This is a genomic window from Arthrobacter sp. MYb23, from assembly GCF_002979775.1.
Taxonomy (GTDB): domain Bacteria; phylum Actinomycetota; class Actinomycetes; order Actinomycetales; family Micrococcaceae; genus Arthrobacter.
In genome coordinates, this window is sequence record NZ_PCPR01000009.1 from 92,983 (window position 1) to 109,801 (window position 16,819).

The window sequence follows — 16,819 nt, forward strand, 5'->3', positions numbered from 1 at the left end:
CACGAACGAATTCGTGAGGGGCCCGGCTGTTTCACTCCAAGGAGCGGTTAGCCCCTCAGGCACCTCTGGTACTCCAGCCAGGCAAACGCGTACCGGAGCCATCCCACGATGTCGTACCACTTGGACGGCTTGGTGGGTGCGGTGCACTGCGGCGGGTTCGGACCGCTCTCAGCCACCTGCACCAGCGCCTTCACCACGGTTCCACTTTCGACGGCGGTGAGCACCAAGGTTCCGGTGCCTGCGGCCGCTGCTGCGGGTACCTTGAGATCCACTGTGGCGGCGCCCGCGGTCACGGGGACCGCGCCGAGGGCAACAGCCGTGCCCTTGGAATCAAGGAACACAGCGTTCAGCGTTGCGTTGGCCGGGCTGCCGATGGAGGTCAGGTTCAGTTTGGAGACAGCCAAGGCGATGGAGTCTCCGGCCTTCACCTCAGCCGCAGTGGTGTTGGCCACGGCAACGGAGCGGCGCGCGAAGTCCGGAGACACGGGATTGTGTGCCTGCAGGTACTTGATCCACGCATCGCGGTCCACCAGGCCGGTGTCCTTGGTGTTGCTGCCTTCCTTGAAAATCCGGAAGTTGTCGCCGCCGGTAGCCAGGAAGCTGAAGGTACCGATCCTGTATTGCTTGGCAGGATCGATGACAGCACCGTTCACCCAGATGCCGGTGATGCGGTCCCCGGCGGGGCGAGCGGCATCGTAGGTGTAGTTGACGTTCTTGGACACGCCCAGCTGCTGGTAAGGGCGGCTGGGGATGGTGCCGTCAGCGTTGGTCTGCCACTGCTGCTCCAGGAGGGTCTTGAACTGCGCACCCGTCAAGGAAGTGGTCCAGAGGTTGTTCACGAACGGCAGGACAGCGTTAGCCTCGGCGTAGGTGATGGTGCCGTCCGGGGCGTAGTAGAGCTCGTTGCGCAAGCCGCCGGGATTCACGACGCCGATCTCCGCCGCACCCAGCTCAGGAGCCTTGAGCGTGTCCACCAGCGAGTCCGCTACCAGGTTGCCCAGCGTGGACTCACTCGCGCGGTCGTCCCGCTTGGGGGCGCCGCCGGTCGGGTCCGGGGTGAAGGCTGTGGTGATATCAGCGGTCACTGCACCTACCGGCTGGTTGCCGATCTCTGCTGCCTGGGCGAGGGCCTTGTCCACGATCGTCTTCACGGCAGCCACCCGGGGGTAGGCAGCAACGAGGCTTTCAGCGGTCTCGGTGGTGCGGTCCACCACGGCGGCCTTGTAAGCCTTCACCGTTTTGCTTGCCGTGTCCACTGTGAGGGTCACGCTGCCCACGTTCTCGCCGTAATTTCCGGTCTGCACGATTGGACGGGTCTTGCCGGTCGGTTGGCCGTTGGCGTCCAGTACGGGGGCGTCCCAGGCGTACTCCTTATGGGTGTGCCCCGTGAAGATCGCGGCGACGTCAGGAGTGGTTTCGTTGACGAGCTTGGCAAACGGTCCGCCGGCTGCAACTTCCTGTTCCAGGGTGGCGCCCTCTGGGGTTCCGGATGCAGCGCCGTCGTGGTTTTCCACGACGATCAGGTCGGCCAGGTTCTCAGCCTTGATCTTGGCAGCCACCCGGTTGATGGCTTCCACAGGATCGCCGAATTCAAGGTCGGCAATTCCGGCCGGCGTCACCAGCGACGGTACTTCCTGCGTCACGGTACCGATAACCGCCACCCGCATGCCGTTCATGTCCAGGACCTTGTACTCCGGCAGGACCGGTGTGGTGGTGCCCTTCTGGTACACGTTCGCACCCAGGTAGGCGAACTTCGCGTTGCTCCCTCCGGCAACAACGCGATCCCGCAGGTCCGCCCAACCGCCGTCGAACTCGTGGTTGCCCACAGCGGAAGCCTGCAACTCAAGGGCGTTCAAGACGTCGATAGTGGGCTGGTCCTTCGCCACGGAGGACGCGAAGAGGGAAGCGCCGATGTTGTCGCCGGCGGAAATGAAGGCCGTAGCGCCGGGGGCAGCTGCCGCGCGGAGCTTCTCGACTGTTCCGGCGAAGAGGACTGTGTTGGAGTCGATCCGTCCGTGGAAGTCGTTGATCCCCAGGAACTGCAGGTCAACGGTAGTCGCTTCGTCGGCAGTCAGGTTCAGGCCCACCACCACGGGGTCGTGGTCGCTGGCACGGAACTCGTCACCGGCATAGTAGTTGGTCACATTGTTGTTATACCTGCTGTACTCCAGTGCGACGGACTCCACGGAGTTGATGTTCCAGATGTCGGTTCCGGTGACCACCTTGTGGGCGGCGGGGGATGCCAGGATGTGGTCCAGGGAGCCCACCATGCCACCGAACAGGTAAGAGTGCTTGCCGGTACCGACTTCCAGATCCGTATAACCGGCGCCCGTCAAGACGTTGATGGGATCTTCTTTGGAGTAGGCGTTGAAGTCACCAATGAGGAAGACCTTGTCTGTGCCCTTCGAGGCCTGAAGGTCCTTGGAGAAGGCCAGCAGGGATTCGGCCTGCTTGGTGCGGGCAATGTTCGAGGCACCCTGGCCCTTGTCGGTGTCGTCCGGTGTTGCTGCTGAGCCCTTGGACTTGAAGTGGTTCACGATTGCGATGAACTTCTTGTCATCAGCGCCGCCAACCGGTTTGAAAACTTGTGCCAGCGGCTTGCGGGCACTCGCAAACGCCACGGTGTCGTTGTGGATAATGGACTCGCCCACGGGCTCGGCCACGGCCTTCTTGAAGATGAACGCGGTACGGATCATGTCCTCATCGCTCAGCGGGGGAGCGTTGGCGGGTGTGCGCACGTAGTCCCAGACGCCGGGGGTCTTGACGTTGAGGGCGTCCACCAGCTTGGACAGGGCGTCGTCACGGTTCTTGCCGAACTGTGCCGAGTTCTCGATCTCTTCAAGGGACACGACGTCGGCGCCGGACTTGGTGATGGCGGCGACGATTTTGGTCTGCTGGCGTTCGAAGTTCTCAGCGTTGGCAGCACCGCGGGCGTTGCAGCCTTCCTTGACCGTGATCGGGTTGCCGTCGCGGTCGGTGTAGAAGACGCAGCCAGCCAGTTGGTCACCGGTAGCGGGGAAGTAGTTCAGCACATTGAAGGAAGCCAGCTTGAGGTTGCCTCCAACATCCGCGGGACCGTCCGGCCGGGTGGTGGTGAAGCTTGCAGGCTGGACGGAGTCAGCGTTGGCAGCAGTCAGTGCGGTGAGGGGCTGGAACTTCCAGGAATTGTTGCCGTAGCCCAGGATGACATCGGTCCGGAACTGTGCCGGGGAGCCCACGCGAACGGGATCAGAGGTGGTCAAGTACGGCAATTGCTGGGCCTTGGTGGTGGCGTCCTTGAGGAAGTTGGTGGACGCGCCGTCGTCGAGCTTGATGCCGCGCAGGGCGTTGTCCGCCACCACAGCCGCGTACTCGGCGGAGCCGTAGGCTGCCACCGCAGTGGGCTGCACCAGAGGGGATGTGCCGGCCGCGAGGCCGATCTCGCCGTACTGGTTCAGGGAGTAGTTGTCCGTGACCGTGAAGTCACCCTGGGGAGCCAGGAGCATACCCTCCAGGCTTTCCCGCGCGGCCTCGTTTGCAGGCAAAGTGAACGGAGTGGACTTGACCTCCGGTGCCGCCTCGGTGAGTTTCTTCAATCCGGCGGCCTCTACGGTGAGCTGCGTTTGGCTGGCGAATTCGCTGACAACGCCGGTGAGTTGCAGGTAGTCGCCCGGCTGGACGGTGGCCGTCGTCGAGGGTGAATAGACGAACAAAGCGTCCGACGCCGTCCTTGCCGCCCCCGCGCTTTCGCCGCCGGTTCCGGCGGTCTGGACGTAGTAGCCGTTGAAGCCGCCGGTTGCGTAGACGGCTGTGACCTTGCCACTGGTGGTTACGGTGCTACCCGCAAACGGACTGGACGTACCGGTTCCTTGGATCTCGGCGATGGCCTTGACGCCGGGCTCCGGTTGGGGATCAACCGGAGGAGTTCCGCCGCCGGTGGAAACCGTGGGGGTGATGGTGGCGTTCAGGCTGAAGTCAGCGGCATTGGAGTCGCTGTCCCCACCATTGGTGCGGTTCAGGCTCTTGACGTCCGTATTGCTGGTGGGTGCCGTGGCCGCGGCGGTCTCAAAGGTGTTGGACGTGCCGTAGCCGAGGAGGTCAGCGATGGCGGCGTTGCCCGTTACCGAACCCGCCGGAAGGGGAGAGACTGCGCCTGGCTGCTTGGCGAGGATCAGGGTTCCGGCAGTTCCGCCGGGGTTCAGCGTGCCGGTTGCCTGAACATCTGCAGCGGGCAGTTCTGGCGCCGTGGAAGTCCCGCTATTGGTGGCACCCTTGACCAGGAAGTACCCCTTTGGGGGAATGCTGCCAGCAAGGGGAGTGATCCCCGTGGGCGCTGCTGTAGCGGTGGCTGACCGGTACTGCAGCGACCAGCCCGCCAGGCTAACCGGTGCATCCGAGGAGTTGTAGAGCTCCACGAATTTATTCTTGAAGGCGGCCCCGCTGCTTCCGCCGCTGAGATAGGCCTCGTTGATCACCACCGGGGAGGTACCGGGTGCGGCAGGATCGTCCGCTGCCATGGCCGGGACGGCTGTCAGCGGGGCCGCAAGCAGCCCGACCGACAGGACCGTTCCCGCCAAGGATTTCCAATGCATAAATTTCATCCGCTCGAACTTTCATCAGTGAGCCCTGTGGAGCTCCATGAATGGCGCCCACTGTCTTGTGAAGTGGGCGAATGCCGGAAGTTACTCCCGGGTAAAGCTGCCTCGGACCTAGCTGAACACGGACGGATGAATGGAGGGTTGACCCAGGGTCAACAATGAGGGACCGTGCAACGGTCCGGTAGTTCCACGACTAGCTGGTTTGACCCAAATCCTGGATGACCTTGAAGACAGCTCCGGTGGGGTCCGACAAGGTGGCCAACCGGCCGAAAGGTGTGTCCTCCGCGGGCTGCATGACGGTGGCCCCCAGGGCCGTGGCTTGCTCCACACTGGCGTCTGTGTCCGCTACCGCGAAGTACACACTCCACATGGAGGGGACTTGTTCGGGCAGGAAGCCTGAGGCATCCATGATGCCTGCCTTGGCGTTATCACCGGCCCCAAGCGTTACGTAACGGAATTCCGGGGTGTCGCTCATGACTGACGTGTCCCAGCCAAAGACCTTCTGGTAGAAGGTGACAGCTGACTCGTAGTCCTTGGCGAGTAGTTCGTGCCAGGCAGGGGCACCTGCCTCCGCCGCCACCTCGTAGCCCTTCATCCCACCGAACTGCCAAGCACCAATGGCGGCGCCGGAGGCATCTGCGTACATGGCCATGCTGCCTTGCTCAGGGACCTCCATGGGCTCCAGGAGCACCTGTCCGCCGTTGGCCGCCGCGGCTGCGGTAGTGGCTGCGATGTCGTCAGTGCGCAGGTAAGTGGACCACACGTCCGGCATGGCACCCATATCCGCCTGCTTCTCCATGATGCCCGCAACCATTCGGCCGTCCTTGGAGGCCGTGATGTAGCCGCCGTACGTCTCCTGGTCTCCGGTTTCGTAGGTCCAGCCGAAAAGTGCCGTGTAAAAGGCTTTGGCTTTCTCCGTTTCGGACGTCACAAGGTCGATCCAGCAAGGGGAACCGGGAGTGATTTCAGGCTTGGGCATGGGTGAGGCTCCTGTTGTTATGCCGCTGCAAAAGCTGCAGCTGATGTCTGCGATGTGGAGACAGACAGAACACTATGTGGGGCCTCTGACAGTTTCAATGATTTTCCGGTTGTCAGTTCTCAGTTCCGTACGGGAGCTTCGCCTCAGACACAAAGATGCCCCGGGTCCTGGGACCCGGGGCATCTTACTTGCGGAAGGTAAGGGATTTGAACCCTTGGTACGGGGTTACCGCACACTGGTTTTCAAGACCAGCTCCTTAGGCCGCTCGGACAACCTTCCTCGCCTAGTAGTGTTTCATAGGGAGTTGGCTGTTCCAAAACATCACGTCTTCCGGCCCCTGCCCCGGGGTCCGGAAGACAAGCAAGAAACCGGGAGTTCGTCATGAAAGCCGTCTACATCTCAGAGCCGGGCGGGCCCGAAGTCCTCGAAATCCGCGAGGTCCCTTCTCCGGTGCCCGGCGAGGGCGAGGTCCTGATCGACGTCGTGGCTGCGGGGTTGAACCGGGCGGACGTCCAGCAGCGGAGAGGGTTCTACCCGCCGCCCCCGGGTGCATCGGAAGTACCAGGCCTGGAAGTTTCCGGCCGCATTGCCGCCTTCGGCCCCGGCGTCACCAAAGCATTCTCCGTGGGAGACAAGGTGGTGGCATTGTTGTCCGGCGGTGGCTACGCCCAGCAGGTGGCAGTCCCGGCGGAGCAAGTATTGCGGGTTCCCGAAGGCGTGGACCTGATAACAGCGGCCTCCCTGCCTGAAGTTGCAGCCACCGTGTACTCCAACCTGATCATGACCGCACAGCTGCAACCCGGCGAGACCGTACTCATCCACGGCGCAACCGGCGGCATTGGCACCATGGCCATTCAACTGGCCAAAGCCTATGGTGCAAAGGTGGCAACCACGGCCGGAACTGACGAGAAAGTAGGCACAGCCAAGGCCTTCCTCGGCGCCGATATCGCCATCAACTACACCGAAGAAGAGTTCGCTGAAAGCCTCAAGGCGCACAACGGAGGCAAAGGCGCGGACGTGATCCTCGACGTCGTGGGCGCCAAATACCTGCAGCAAAACATCGACGCACTCGCCGACTACGGACGACTCATCGTCATCGGCCTGCAAGGCGGCGCAAAAGCCGAGATCAACCTCGGGCAACTCCTCAGTAAAAGGGCGGCCGTCATCGGAACAGCGCTGAGGCCGAGGCCGGTTGCGGAAAAGGGAATCATCATGTCCGCGGTCCGCGAGTTCGTTTGGCCCATGATCACTGACGGCAGGATCCGGCCCCTCGTCGCCAAGTCCTTCCCTCTGGAGCAGGTTCGCGAAGCGCACCAGTACTTCGACTCCGGTGAACACGTGGGCAAGGTCCTCCTGCTCCTCTGATCCACCCCCTCACGCGTGTCCGTCACTGCAGCAAGGAGCCACATGTCCATCCGGCACAGCCTGCTGGCCCTGCTCCAGGACCAGCCGCGCTACGGCTATGAGCTGCGGGTCGAATTCGAGGACCGTACAGGGGCTGCCTGGCCGTTGAACATCGGGCAGGTCTACACCACCCTGGACCGGCTTGAGCGCGACGGTCTGGTCAGCAAAGACGGCGACGACGGCGGCGGGCACGTCATCTACAGCATCACTGACGCCGGGGCTGAGGAAGTCGAGGCATGGTTCGCCGGTGCAGTGGACCGGGGCAATCCTCCACGGAACGAAATCGCCATCAAGTTGGCGCTCGCAGTGACGATTCCGGGCGTGGACACTTCCGCGGTGATCCAGTCCCAGCGCGAGGTCTCGGTCAAAGCCCTGCAGGAGCACACGCAGGCCAGGAAAGTGGTCTCGGCCAACCAACGGTCCTCGGATACTGCCTGGCTCCTGGTGCTCGATTCCTTGATTTTCCAAGCTGAAGCGGAAGTCCGCTGGTTGGATCTCTGTGAGGCCCGTATGGTCCAAGGCCAGGTGAACGGATCGGCCCAAGCGGCGTCTCCCCGGCGGCAGGGCTGACGTCCGGCGCAGGGGAATGACCGTTCACCGCGTACCTGCAGACGATTGGCGTGTACCGCCCTATCCTGTCCGTGTCGGTTGTTACGGTGAAGAGAAGTACCCGACGCCGCGGTCCCCACCGCCGCTGTTTGAATCACCGCAGCAGTACCCGTCACCGCAGCAGTTCTCAAGGAGGAGATATGGGCAAGATTTCTGACCAATCCAAACTCGCGGAAGGACTGGATCCCACGCTGCCTCCTCCGGCTGTGGAGGACTCCGTGCGTGAAGCTGAGGAAAGCCGGTGGACCCCGGCCAAGATCGGTCTTTGGATTGCCATTTCGCTGCTGGGAGCGGTGGCGTGGTTTATGCTCGCACTGGTGCGCGGCGAAACCGTGAATGCCATCTGGTTCGTTTTCGCGGCTGTTTGCACCTACTTGATCGGCTACCGCTTCTACTCCAAGGTTATTGAGCGTTACTTGCTCAAGCCGGACGACCGCCGCGCCACTCCTGCTGAGTACAAAGCTGATGGCAAGGACTACGTCCGTACTGACAGGAACGTATTGTTCGGCCACCACTTCGCCGCCATCGCCGGCGCCGGACCGCTGGTGGGCCCTGTCATCGCGGCTCAGATGGGCTACCTTCCCGGCACTATCTGGATCATCATCGGCGTCGTTCTTGCCGGCGCCGTGCAGGACTACCTGGTCATGTTCTTCTCCATGCGCCGCGGTGGCCGTTCACTTGGCCAGATGGCCCGCGAGGAGCTCGGTGTCATTGGCGGTACGGCGGCCTTGGTGGCCACGCTGCTGATCATGATCATTATTGTGGCCATCCTTGCCCTGGTAGTGGTCAACGCCCTGGGTGAAAGCCCGTGGGGCGTGTTCTCGGTGGGCATGACCATCCCCATTGCGCTGTTCATGGGTGTCTACCTGCGATTCATCCGGCCGGGCAAGGTGATGGAGGTGTCCATCATCGGCTTCGTCCTGCTGATGGCTGCCATCATTGGTGGCGGCGCCGTTGCCGGAACGGAGTGGGGCGCGGCCTTCTTCCACCTGGACAAGGTCACCATTGCCTGGGGCATCATCATTTACGGATTCATCGCCGCGATCCTGCCAGTCTGGTTGCTTCTTGCCCCGCGCGATTACCTCTCCACGTTCATGAAGATCGGCGTGATCGTGATGCTCGCGCTCGCCATCATTGTGGTGCGCCCGGAGATCACCGTCCCGGCGTTCAGTGAGTTCGCCGGCAGGGAAAACGGCCCCGTGTTCTCCGGTGCCCTGTTCCCCTTCCTGTTCGTCACTATCGCCTGTGGCGCCCTGTCCGGATTCCACGCACTCATTTCTTCCGGAACCACGCCCAAACTGATCGAGAAAGAGCGGCAAACCCGCTTCATCGGTTACGGCGGCATGTTGATGGAATCCTTCGTGGCCATCATGGCTTTGGTAGCGGCAATCTCGATCGACCGTGGCATTTACTTCGCCATGAACGCACCCCTGGCTCTCACCGGCGGCACCGTGGAGTCTGCAGCGCAATGGGTTAACAGCCTTGGTTTGGCCAACGTGAACATCACCCCGGACGTGCTGGAGCAGACCGCGAAGGACGTGGGCGAGGAAAGCATCATTTCCCGTTCCGGCGGCGCTCCCACCTTGGCTGTCGGCTTGGCGCACATCATGCAGCAGTTCATTGGCGGACCCGGAATGATGGCTTTCTGGTACCACTTCGCCATCATGTTCGAAGCACTGTTCATCCTTACCGCCGTAGACGCCGGAACCCGCGTGGCGCGGTTCATGCTCCAGGACTCCATTGGCAACTTCATTCCCAAGTTCAAGGAAGCCTCATGGCGTCCCGGGGCCTGGCTGTGCACAGCCATCATGGTGGCAGCGTGGGGCGCGGTGTTGATCATGGGTGTCACCGATCCGCTGGGCGGCATCAACACGCTGTTCCCGTTGTTCGGCATCGCCAACCAGTTGCTGGCAGCCATTGCGCTGGCTGTGTGCCTGGCCATCACGGCCAAACGCGGAGTGTTCAAATGGCTGTGGATCGTGGCAGTTCCGCTGGCTTTCGCGGCCGTCGTGACCATCACCGCCAGCTTCCACAAGATCTTCTCGCCGGTCCCGGCAGTGGGCTACTTTGCCAACAACCAGGCGTTCTCCAAGGCCCTGGCTGACGGAAAGACGGAGTTTGGCACTGCCAAGACCGTTGCCGCCATGGAGGCCGTGGTCCGCAACACCATGATCCAAGGCGTGCTCTCCGTCATCTTCGTGACCCTGAGCATCATCGTGATCGTTGCCGCACTCCTGGCAACCATCAAAGCAATCCGCGCAGGCGGCGGCCAGGATAATGAAGACCCACCCGTTCCTTCCAAGGTGTACGCACCGGCAGGGCTGTTCCCCACCACTGCCGAGAAGAAGTTGCTCGCAGAATGGAACGCCCTGCCGGTGGAGAAGCGGACCCAAAAGGCCGGCCACCACTGATGAACACCACCATGATGAACGGCACCACTCATGAAGTGCGCAGCTGATGAATACCGTCGTTAGGGGCCTTCGGGGCTTTGCCACCTACATGGGCTCGCTCATGGGGGCTGATGCCTACCGGAAGTACCTGGAACACTTCGAAGCCACCGGCCATTCCGGTCCCGCCATGACCGAACGCGAGTTCTGGCGGGACCGGATGGATCGGCAGGACAGCAACCCGCAAGGCAGGTGCTGCTGACGTAAGCGTCCGGTACTAAGTTTCGCTACGAACGAAGTCCAAAACCAGGGCTTGGACAGGGGTTCGCGTGAAGCACGTGAGAGTATGAACGGATGAGCGATCTGAACAACATTCAGCCCAAGGATGAGGCTTCGGACGACACCCCCGTGGAGGGAACCACGCTGGACGAGGGCCTTGAGCAGCCCGGGGGACAGCACCCGGTGGCGGATGAGGTGGCGAAGGATGCCAAACTCAAAGCCAACCTTCACGAACTTGTTGATGAGCCGGCCAAGGTGATGAGGATCGGCACCATGATCCGCCAGCTCCTGGAGGAAGTTAAAGCAGCGCCCTTGGACGACGCCGCCCGCGGTCGCCTAGCCGAGATCCACGAGCGGTCCATCAAGGAACTCGAGGATGGGCTGGCTCCGGAACTCATCGAGGAACTGGAACGCATCAGCTTGCCTTTCCCTGACGAGAAAGCGCCCTCCGATGCGGAGCTTCGCATTGCGCAGGCGCAACTCGTTGGCTGGCTGGAGGGCTTGTTTCATGGCATCCAGGCTGCCATCGCCGCGCAGCAGGCTGCCAAGGAACACGCGGCCGCGCAGATGCAGCTCCGTCAGCTCCCGCCGGGAACTGTCATTGCGCCGGGCATCGTCATTGGCGAGAACGGCCAACCGCAGCGGGCGGCTGCACCCGGTGCGCCCGGTGCTGCCAACCAAGGCCGCCGGGAAGACCCCGATCACGGCCCGGGCCAGTACCTCTGAGTTCGCAGGTGGGTTTCTTTGGGGCCGTCCGGCAAGGGCGTAAGGACGATCTGGAGCTTGGCAAGGGGCTGTGGCGCCGCGCCCATGACCGTTTTCACCGGGGACTGGACCGGTACCACCAAGTCCTTGAGGGTGTTGATGATGAGCAGCTCTACAACGAGCTCGTGCAAATAGCCAACGAGCTGGCCGAATTGTCCTCACGCGTGAGGACCATCTGTGTTGAGGCGCAGAAAAGGTCTCCGAGTGACGGTCTGGATGTCCCGGGAGCGCTTGCCGGTGTGCACCGCGCGCTGTCTAAAGCAGGAAATTCCTTGGCCACCACTGCTGAGGCTGCGGCCATGTTGAGGTTGGCGGTGGGGCCTGTTCCCGTTGGCGCGTTATCGGTGAGGCGCCGGGCCGAGTCGGTCTTCGAGCAGGTTGCCGACGCGGAGCGTCAACTCGGCGCCTGAGGCTGACATTGGCTAATGGTGCGCGTGTGCAACTACCAGCGTGCGCTCTTATTCCCTGCATGCAAAAAGTTACGCGCATAGCTGATCTGCGTAATATTCCGAGCTTTTGGTGGCCCGAGGCTGGCAGGATGGCAGACATGACTTCGTCACCAACACTTACTTTCAACGACGGCAACACCATCCCCCAGCTCGGCTACGGGGTGTGGCAAGTTGAAGACGATGTAGCCGAAAAGGTGGTGCGCCAGGCTTTCGAGGCAGGGTTCCGCCACATTGATACCGCCAAGATCTACGGCAACGAGGCAGGCGTCGGCCGTGCCATTGCTTCCTCCGGTCTTTCCGCCGAGGAAATCTTCATCACCACCAAGCTGTGGAACGCTGACCAGGGCTACGAATCCACGCTCGCCGCTTTCGAGGAGTCCATGGACCGTCTCGGCCTCGAGACCCTGGACCTTTACCTGATTCACTGGCAGCAGCCCAAGCAGGAAAAGTATGTGGACACGTGGAAGGCCCTGATCGAGCTCAAGAAGCGCGGCCGGGTTAAGTCCATCGGTGTTTCCAACTTCACCAAGGAAGGCCTGCAGCACATCATCAATGAGACGGGCGTTGTTCCGGCCATTAACCAGGTGGAACTGCACCCGTTCTTCAACCAGTCTGACCTTCGCGAGTTCAATGCGTCCAAGGGAATCCTGACCCAGGCCTGGTCCCCGCTGGGCCAGGGTGGTGAACTCCTCGAGAGTGCAACCGTGGCTGAGATTGCTGCCAAGCATGACGCCACCCCGGCTCAGGTCGTCATCGCCTGGCACCTGGCCATCGGCAACGTGGTGATCCCCAAGTCCGTCACCGAGTCCCGCATCCAGGAGAACTTCGCGGCGCTCAACGTCACGCTGGACGCTACCGACGTCGAGGCCATCAACGGCCTGGACCGCGGTGCTGAAGGCCGCATCGGCCCGGACCCGGCAGTCTCTGACTTCGCCTAAATCCCGAGCCTAACCGGGTTGACCGCGGTGCCCCTGTCCCTTTGTGGGTACGGGGGCACCTGCAGTTAACGCCCGGGCACCTGCAGTTAACGCCCGACGTCGCTTCCCGCCTTCGCGACGCGTCGCCGCCGGAGTCCGTGATGAAATTGAGCGACGCAGACGGACGGAGTTTGGCATGGTGGTGTTTGACGCATTGGAGCGGCAGATCGTTGCTGCCCTGCAACTGGATCCGCGCTGCCCTTGGAGGAAGATGGCGGCCGTCTTAGGGGAAGCCGAACGAACTGTTGCCCGCCGGGGATCGCAGTTGCTGGAATCCGGTGCAGTGGCCGTGGTGGGAATCCGCCCCAAGCCGTCGGTGGTGCTGGTTGAAATGCGGTGCATGCCCGGGACGGTACGTGCCGCAGTCCACGCACTCTCTCAACGCTCGGACACCACCTTCGTCTACACCACTACCGGCACCGGTGACTGCGTGGCCGAAGTGCTCACTGAGCCGTCGCGCATGGCGGAGGTCCTCTCTGATGAGCTGCCGGCCACCCTTGGTCTGCGCGATTCCACCAGTTATCCCGTGCTTCGGTACTTCCGGACCATCCGCGGTTGGCGGCCGGAGATTCTCACCGCGGACAAAGCCGAGGCACTCCGCTCTACCTTCACCCAGGATTCAGGCGCCCTGGTGCCACGGCAGGATTTGAGCCGTCAGGACACCGAGCTCGTGGACGCGCTGTGTGCCGATGGTCGGATGAGTTTTGAGGCTTTGGGCCGCAGGGTTGGCGTTTCAGAGGCAACTGCGCGCCGCCGCAGCGAATGGTTGCTGACCAATAACCAGGTCCACTTGAGGGCCATCGTGGAGCCCGCATCCTTTGGCCTTGGCGTTGAAGCGCTGCTCTGGATCCGCGCTTCGCCGCAGCATGTCGAGCACGTGGGGAAGAGCTTGGCTGAGCTTCCCACCGTCCGATATGCCGCGGCGATCGCAGGCAATTACCAGATCATGGCGGACGTGACCGTGGAGGACATGGCAGCGCTCTACCGCTTCATCACCACCTCCGAATGGGCACAAAACGCCTCCGGCGTAGACGTTTCCATCCTTCTTGATGCGCGGAAGCGCGGCGGAAGGGTTATGCGGTCACCGTCGTAAGGGGCGCCTGCGCTGCCCTGATAGCGGGTGCGACGGCGGCGTACCCCGTCTGCTGCTCGAACGCGCGGCCATAGCGAAGCAACTGCATGTCCGTGAAATGGTTGCTGGCGAGCTGCAGGCCGATAGGTAGTCCGGCGGAGCTGAATCCCGCGGGAACACTGAGCACAGGCAAACCGGTTGCGGACAGGAGGCAGGCTGACCGCATCCAGTCCAAGTACGTTTCCGAGGCCGTCCCGGCAATGTCCGCGGGGTACCGGAGGGTGGCATCAAAGGGGAGAACCTGCGCACAGGGGCTGGCGAAAAGATCGTACCGTCCAAAGAAGTCCTGAACACTCAATTCCAGCCGGGTCCGGGCGGCCGCGGTCTCAAGGACATCCCGCGCCGTCAGGGCGAACCCCTTCTCCACGTTCCAGTGGACTTCGGGCTTGATAACGTCACCGGCACGCTCCAGGATCGGGCCAAGCCCTGCTGCGAAGTCCAGGGCGCGGGTATTGCCGAACACCAGGTCTGCCTCGCTGAAATCCGGGGTGGCCTCCTCAATGATCGCTCCGAGATCTTCAAAGATGGTCAGTTGCCGCTCAAGGTGATCCACGATCTCAGGGTCCACCGGCACCCCTATGCCGAAGTCGCGGGACCACCCGATCCGCACACCGCGCATGTCAGTCTCCAGGGTGGATCGAAACACCTCCGGGTCCAGCCCGGAGGGATAGGGAACGCGGGGATCGCTGCCCGCGGTCACGGACATAAACAAGGCGATGTCTTCCACGCTCCGGGCCATGGGGCCGGTTCTTCCCAGCCACGCGTAGGCGTTGACGGCGGACGGCATGGGGATCACCGCCGTCGATGGCCTGAAGCCCACCACGTTGCAGAAGGAGGCCGGGATTCGGAGCGATCCACCCATGTCGCTGCCGTCGCCGATGCTCTGGACGCGGGATGCGACGACGGCGGCCACCCCGCCGCTGCTGCCGCCGGCACTCAGTGTGGGCGCGTAGGGGTTTGTGGTGGTCCCGAAGAGCTCGTTGAACGTGTGGGAGCCGGCGCCGAACTCGGGAACATTGGATTTTCCTGTGCTGACCACTCCGGCCGCCTTCAGGCGCGCGATGATGAGGTCATCGGCGTCGGGAACGAAGTCCCGCAAGGCGAGTGAGCCTTGGGTGGTGCGCATCCCGGCGGTGTTATTGGTGTCCTTGTGGGTCATGGGCACTCCATGGAGTGGTGGCAGTTTTGCTCCGGAAACGGTGAGCTGGTCTGCCCGGTGTGCCAAGGCGTGGGCGCCTTCCTCTTCGAGCGTCACCACGGCGTTGACCACCGGATTTATCTCGGAAATGCGCTCCAGGTGGTCGGCCAACGCTTCGCGAGCCGAGACTTTCTTGTTGCGAATGGCTGCGGAAAGTTCGACGGCGGACAGCTCGCCAAGGGTGTCAGACATGATGCTCCTTTGCTGGATTGCTACTGCCTGAAAGTGTGCCGGGTCACATTGATGGGGGGAAGTCCTGAATCAACCAATGGCAAGCTTTGAACGATTCGGCCACAACTGAGGCTGATTTCGTCATCTATTGTGTGTGATCCGGCTCATAGCGGAGGGTATTGGTAACCCACTGGCCGATCTGGTCGATGGGTAAGGATTTGCCCCACAGCGCCACATACCGCACAGCGTCGTCCGGATGCGGACTTGCCGAGGGGCCATCACCGGAGGTTCCCATGCACCAACCCCTGGCTCTTCAACCGCTCGCACCCAACGACTCCACCGACATCATGGCCATCGCCAACAATCCCGTCCTGTGGATCTGCGTGGCGGGCGTCTTCGGCGTGATCATCATTCAGTCCCTCATCTTCATGAAAGCCGCACGGCGGGCCGCTCCCTCCGTGGACATGAGTGCGCAGGACATCAAGACCTCGTTCCGCTCCGGCGCTGTCTCGGCCATCGGACCCTCCCTCGCGGTATCGCTGGTGGCCATTGCTTTGCTGGGTCTCTTCGGGGCGCCGGCTGTGTTGTCCAGGATCGGCCTGATCGGTTCAGCTGCCTACGATGTTTCGGCCGCAGGCATCGCAGCAGGTTCCATGGGGGCCAAGCTCGGCGATGCCAGCTACACGCAAAGTGTCTTCGCGGTGGCGTTCTTCGCCATGAGCATCGGCGGAGCGATGTGGATGCTTGCCACCCTGATCCTGACCCCACTGCTGCGCAAGGGCGACGCCAAGATCCGCTCGGTGAACCCGGCAGCCATGGCGATCGTCCCTGCGGCGGCATTGATCGGTGCCTTCTCCTGCCTGGGGCTCACCGAGCTGCCCAAATCGGGAATCCACGTGCTGTCCTTCGTCGTCTCCGCAGCGGTCATGGGCACGTGCCTGTTGCTGGCCAAGAAACTCGGCAAGAGCTGGTTGCGTGAATGGGGGCTCGGAATCTCGATCGTCATTGGCCTGGGTGCCGCATTGCTTGCTGTCGGACCGGCCGTCGGCGCCTAAACGCGCTGCCGCAAGCCGAACGACGTCGTCATTCCCTGAGCCCGAAAGGAACACCCCTCATGTCTTCCATCACTTCTGCTCCAACCGCCAACAACACCGCCATGGCGGACTTCAGCCGCACCACGTCCCGCTGGGGCCAGATCACCATGATCGCAGGCCTCCTGATTTCCGTGGCGGGTCCGCTGTACCTGGTTTTCGCCACCGGACTGGATATTGCGCCCGCCCAGCTGTGGATCGCCTCCGCGGCAGTGGCCGCAACGTTCGGCATTATCTGGATCGTCGAGCCCCTCACGTACTATCCGATCCTGGGCCCGGCCGCGATGTACCAGGCCTTCATGATCGGCAACATCTCCAATAAGCTCCTCCCAGCGGCACTGATCGCCCAAACCAATATCGGTGCCAAGCCGGGCAGCAAGCGGGCGGAACTCGCCGCCGTCGTTGCCATCTGCGGTGCAGCGGTAGTCCACCTGGTCTCCTTGGCGATCTTCGTCGGTCTCCTGGGCAGCTGGCTCATCAGCGTTATCCCGCCGTCGGTGCTGCTCGTCACCCGGCTCTACGTGCTGCCCACCGTCCTGGGAGCCGTACTGGTGCAGGCCATCGTGTCCATGAAGCAGCCCCGCACCACCGTATTCGCACTGCTGGTCTCGGCCGTCGTCGTCTTCGTGGTGCTGCCGCTGGTGCCCTCGCTCGCCATGGTGTCCACCGCCATTGCCGTTCTGGGCACCATCCTGCTGGCGTGGTTCTTCCGCGGAAAGACCACCATTGCCGAGGCGAAGCCCATCCACATCGAGTAGCAACGCCCACACCACAAGCCAAAGCCCCGCCACCACCAGGAAA

General features: G+C 62.5%; 14 protein-coding genes and 1 tRNA gene. 10 read left to right on the forward strand and 5 right to left on the reverse strand.

The features are described 5' to 3' along the window. Positions 1 to 47 precede the first annotated feature (47 nt). From CQ020_RS11740 to CQ020_RS11750, 3 genes are all read right to left on the reverse strand, one after another. A complete protein-coding gene (locus CQ020_RS11740; RefSeq protein WP_374955194.1) occupies positions 48 to 4,580 on the reverse strand; it encodes an ExeM/NucH family extracellular endonuclease in 4,533 nt (1,510 codons plus the stop codon). A 190-nt stretch (positions 4,581 to 4,770) separates the two neighbouring features. Continuing rightward, positions 4,771 to 5,556, reverse strand: coding sequence for a VOC family protein (locus CQ020_RS11745; protein ID WP_105692011.1), 786 nt, complete (start codon positions 5,554 to 5,556; stop codon positions 4,771 to 4,773). Positions 5,557 to 5,747: 191 nt separating this feature from the next. Then, positions 5,748 to 5,835: transfer RNA gene (locus tag CQ020_RS11750), tRNA-Ser, on the reverse strand. A gap of 102 nt (positions 5,836 to 5,937) precedes the next feature. Between CQ020_RS11750 and CQ020_RS11755 the strand changes: the two genes are divergently transcribed. The 8 genes from CQ020_RS11755 to CQ020_RS11790 all read left to right on the forward strand — a co-directional run bounded on the left by CQ020_RS11755 (position 5,938) and on the right by CQ020_RS11790 (position 13,519). Then, positions 5,938 to 6,921, forward strand: coding sequence for an NAD(P)H-quinone oxidoreductase (locus tag CQ020_RS11755; RefSeq protein ID WP_105692012.1), 984 nt, complete (start codon positions 5,938 to 5,940; stop codon positions 6,919 to 6,921). A gap of 42 nt (positions 6,922 to 6,963) precedes the next feature. After that, positions 6,964 to 7,530: a PadR family transcriptional regulator gene (locus CQ020_RS11760; RefSeq protein WP_105692013.1), complete on the forward strand. Its 567-nt coding sequence runs from the start codon at positions 6,964 to 6,966 to the stop codon at positions 7,528 to 7,530. Between the two features lie 179 nt (positions 7,531 to 7,709). Next, positions 7,710 to 9,980 carry a carbon starvation CstA family protein gene (locus CQ020_RS11765; RefSeq protein ID WP_105692014.1) on the forward strand — a complete coding sequence of 757 codons (2,271 nt, stop codon included), beginning with the start codon at positions 7,710 to 7,712 and terminating at the stop codon, positions 9,978 to 9,980. A 46-nt stretch (positions 9,981 to 10,026) separates the two neighbouring features. After that, a complete protein-coding gene (locus CQ020_RS11770) occupies positions 10,027 to 10,218 on the forward strand; it encodes a YbdD/YjiX family protein (RefSeq protein WP_105692015.1) in 192 nt (63 codons plus the stop codon). 92 nt (positions 10,219 to 10,310) lie between these two features. Next, positions 10,311 to 10,961, forward strand: coding sequence for a bacterial proteasome activator family protein (locus CQ020_RS11775; protein WP_105692016.1), 651 nt, complete (start codon positions 10,311 to 10,313; stop codon positions 10,959 to 10,961). A gap of 8 nt (positions 10,962 to 10,969) precedes the next feature. Beyond that, the gene (locus CQ020_RS11780; protein WP_062070409.1) at positions 10,970 to 11,410 is read left to right on the forward strand and encodes a hypothetical protein; all 441 of its coding nucleotides are present in this window, start codon (positions 10,970 to 10,972) and stop codon (positions 11,408 to 11,410) included. A 137-nt stretch (positions 11,411 to 11,547) separates the two neighbouring features. Further along, positions 11,548 to 12,387 carry an aldo/keto reductase gene (locus CQ020_RS11785; RefSeq protein ID WP_105692017.1) on the forward strand — a complete coding sequence of 280 codons (840 nt, stop codon included), beginning with the start codon at positions 11,548 to 11,550 and terminating at the stop codon, positions 12,385 to 12,387. A 175-nt stretch (positions 12,388 to 12,562) separates the two neighbouring features. Beyond that, positions 12,563 to 13,519, forward strand: a complete 957-nt coding sequence (locus CQ020_RS11790; protein WP_105692018.1) for an Lrp/AsnC family transcriptional regulator — start codon at positions 12,563 to 12,565, stop codon at positions 13,517 to 13,519. On the opposite strand, the gene CQ020_RS11795 is transcribed toward CQ020_RS11790, so the two are convergent. Continuing rightward, entirely contained in the window at positions 13,500 to 14,948 is a 1,449-nt protein-coding gene (locus CQ020_RS11795) for an amidase (protein ID WP_105692019.1), read from the reverse strand. The two genes, CQ020_RS11790 and CQ020_RS11795, sit on opposite strands and share 20 nt — an antisense overlap. A gap of 124 nt (positions 14,949 to 15,072) precedes the next feature. Beyond that, positions 15,073 to 15,222, reverse strand: a complete 150-nt coding sequence (locus CQ020_RS24190; RefSeq protein WP_181151855.1) for a hypothetical protein — start codon at positions 15,220 to 15,222, stop codon at positions 15,073 to 15,075. Between CQ020_RS24190 and CQ020_RS11800 the strand changes: the two genes are divergently transcribed. Continuing rightward, complete coding sequence (locus CQ020_RS11800; RefSeq protein WP_024819640.1) at positions 15,221 to 15,982, forward strand: DUF5058 family protein; 762 nt, start codon at positions 15,221 to 15,223, stop codon at positions 15,980 to 15,982. The two genes, CQ020_RS24190 and CQ020_RS11800, sit on opposite strands and share 2 nt — an antisense overlap. Positions 15,983 to 16,041: 59 nt before the next feature. Further along, positions 16,042 to 16,776, forward strand: a complete 735-nt coding sequence (locus CQ020_RS11805; RefSeq protein ID WP_105692020.1) for a hypothetical protein — start codon at positions 16,042 to 16,044, stop codon at positions 16,774 to 16,776. Positions 16,777 to 16,819 lie beyond the last annotated feature (43 nt).

Excerpts from the sequence above, each read along its gene's own strand:
- CQ020_RS11775 (WP_105692016.1), top strand. The coding sequence starts at position 10,311 with ATGAGCGATCTGAACAACATTCAGCCCAAGGATGAGGCTTCGGACGAC.
- CQ020_RS24190 (WP_181151855.1), bottom strand. The coding sequence starts at position 15,222 with ATGGGAACCTCCGGTGATGGCCCCTCGGCAAGTCCGCATCCGGACGAC.
- CQ020_RS11805 (WP_105692020.1), top strand. The coding sequence starts at position 16,042 with ATGTCTTCCATCACTTCTGCTCCAACCGCCAACAACACCGCCATGGCG.
- CQ020_RS11745 (WP_105692011.1), bottom strand. The coding sequence starts at position 5,556 with ATGCCCAAGCCTGAAATCACTCCCGGTTCCCCTTGCTGGATCGACCTT.
- CQ020_RS11770 (WP_105692015.1), top strand. The coding sequence starts at position 10,027 with ATGAATACCGTCGTTAGGGGCCTTCGGGGCTTTGCCACCTACATGGGC.
- CQ020_RS11800 (WP_024819640.1), top strand. The coding sequence starts at position 15,221 with ATGCACCAACCCCTGGCTCTTCAACCGCTCGCACCCAACGACTCCACC.
- CQ020_RS11755 (WP_105692012.1), top strand. The coding sequence starts at position 5,938 with ATGAAAGCCGTCTACATCTCAGAGCCGGGCGGGCCCGAAGTCCTCGAA.
- CQ020_RS11790 (WP_105692018.1), top strand. The coding sequence starts at position 12,563 with ATGGTGGTGTTTGACGCATTGGAGCGGCAGATCGTTGCTGCCCTGCAA.
- CQ020_RS11760 (WP_105692013.1), top strand. The coding sequence starts at position 6,964 with ATGTCCATCCGGCACAGCCTGCTGGCCCTGCTCCAGGACCAGCCGCGC.
- CQ020_RS11795 (WP_105692019.1), bottom strand. The coding sequence starts at position 14,948 with ATGTCTGACACCCTTGGCGAGCTGTCCGCCGTCGAACTTTCCGCAGCC.
- CQ020_RS11740 (WP_374955194.1), bottom strand. The coding sequence starts at position 4,580 with ATGAAATTTATGCATTGGAAATCCTTGGCGGGAACGGTCCTGTCGGTC.
- CQ020_RS11765 (WP_105692014.1), top strand. The coding sequence starts at position 7,710 with ATGGGCAAGATTTCTGACCAATCCAAACTCGCGGAAGGACTGGATCCC.
- CQ020_RS11785 (WP_105692017.1), top strand. The coding sequence starts at position 11,548 with ATGACTTCGTCACCAACACTTACTTTCAACGACGGCAACACCATCCCC.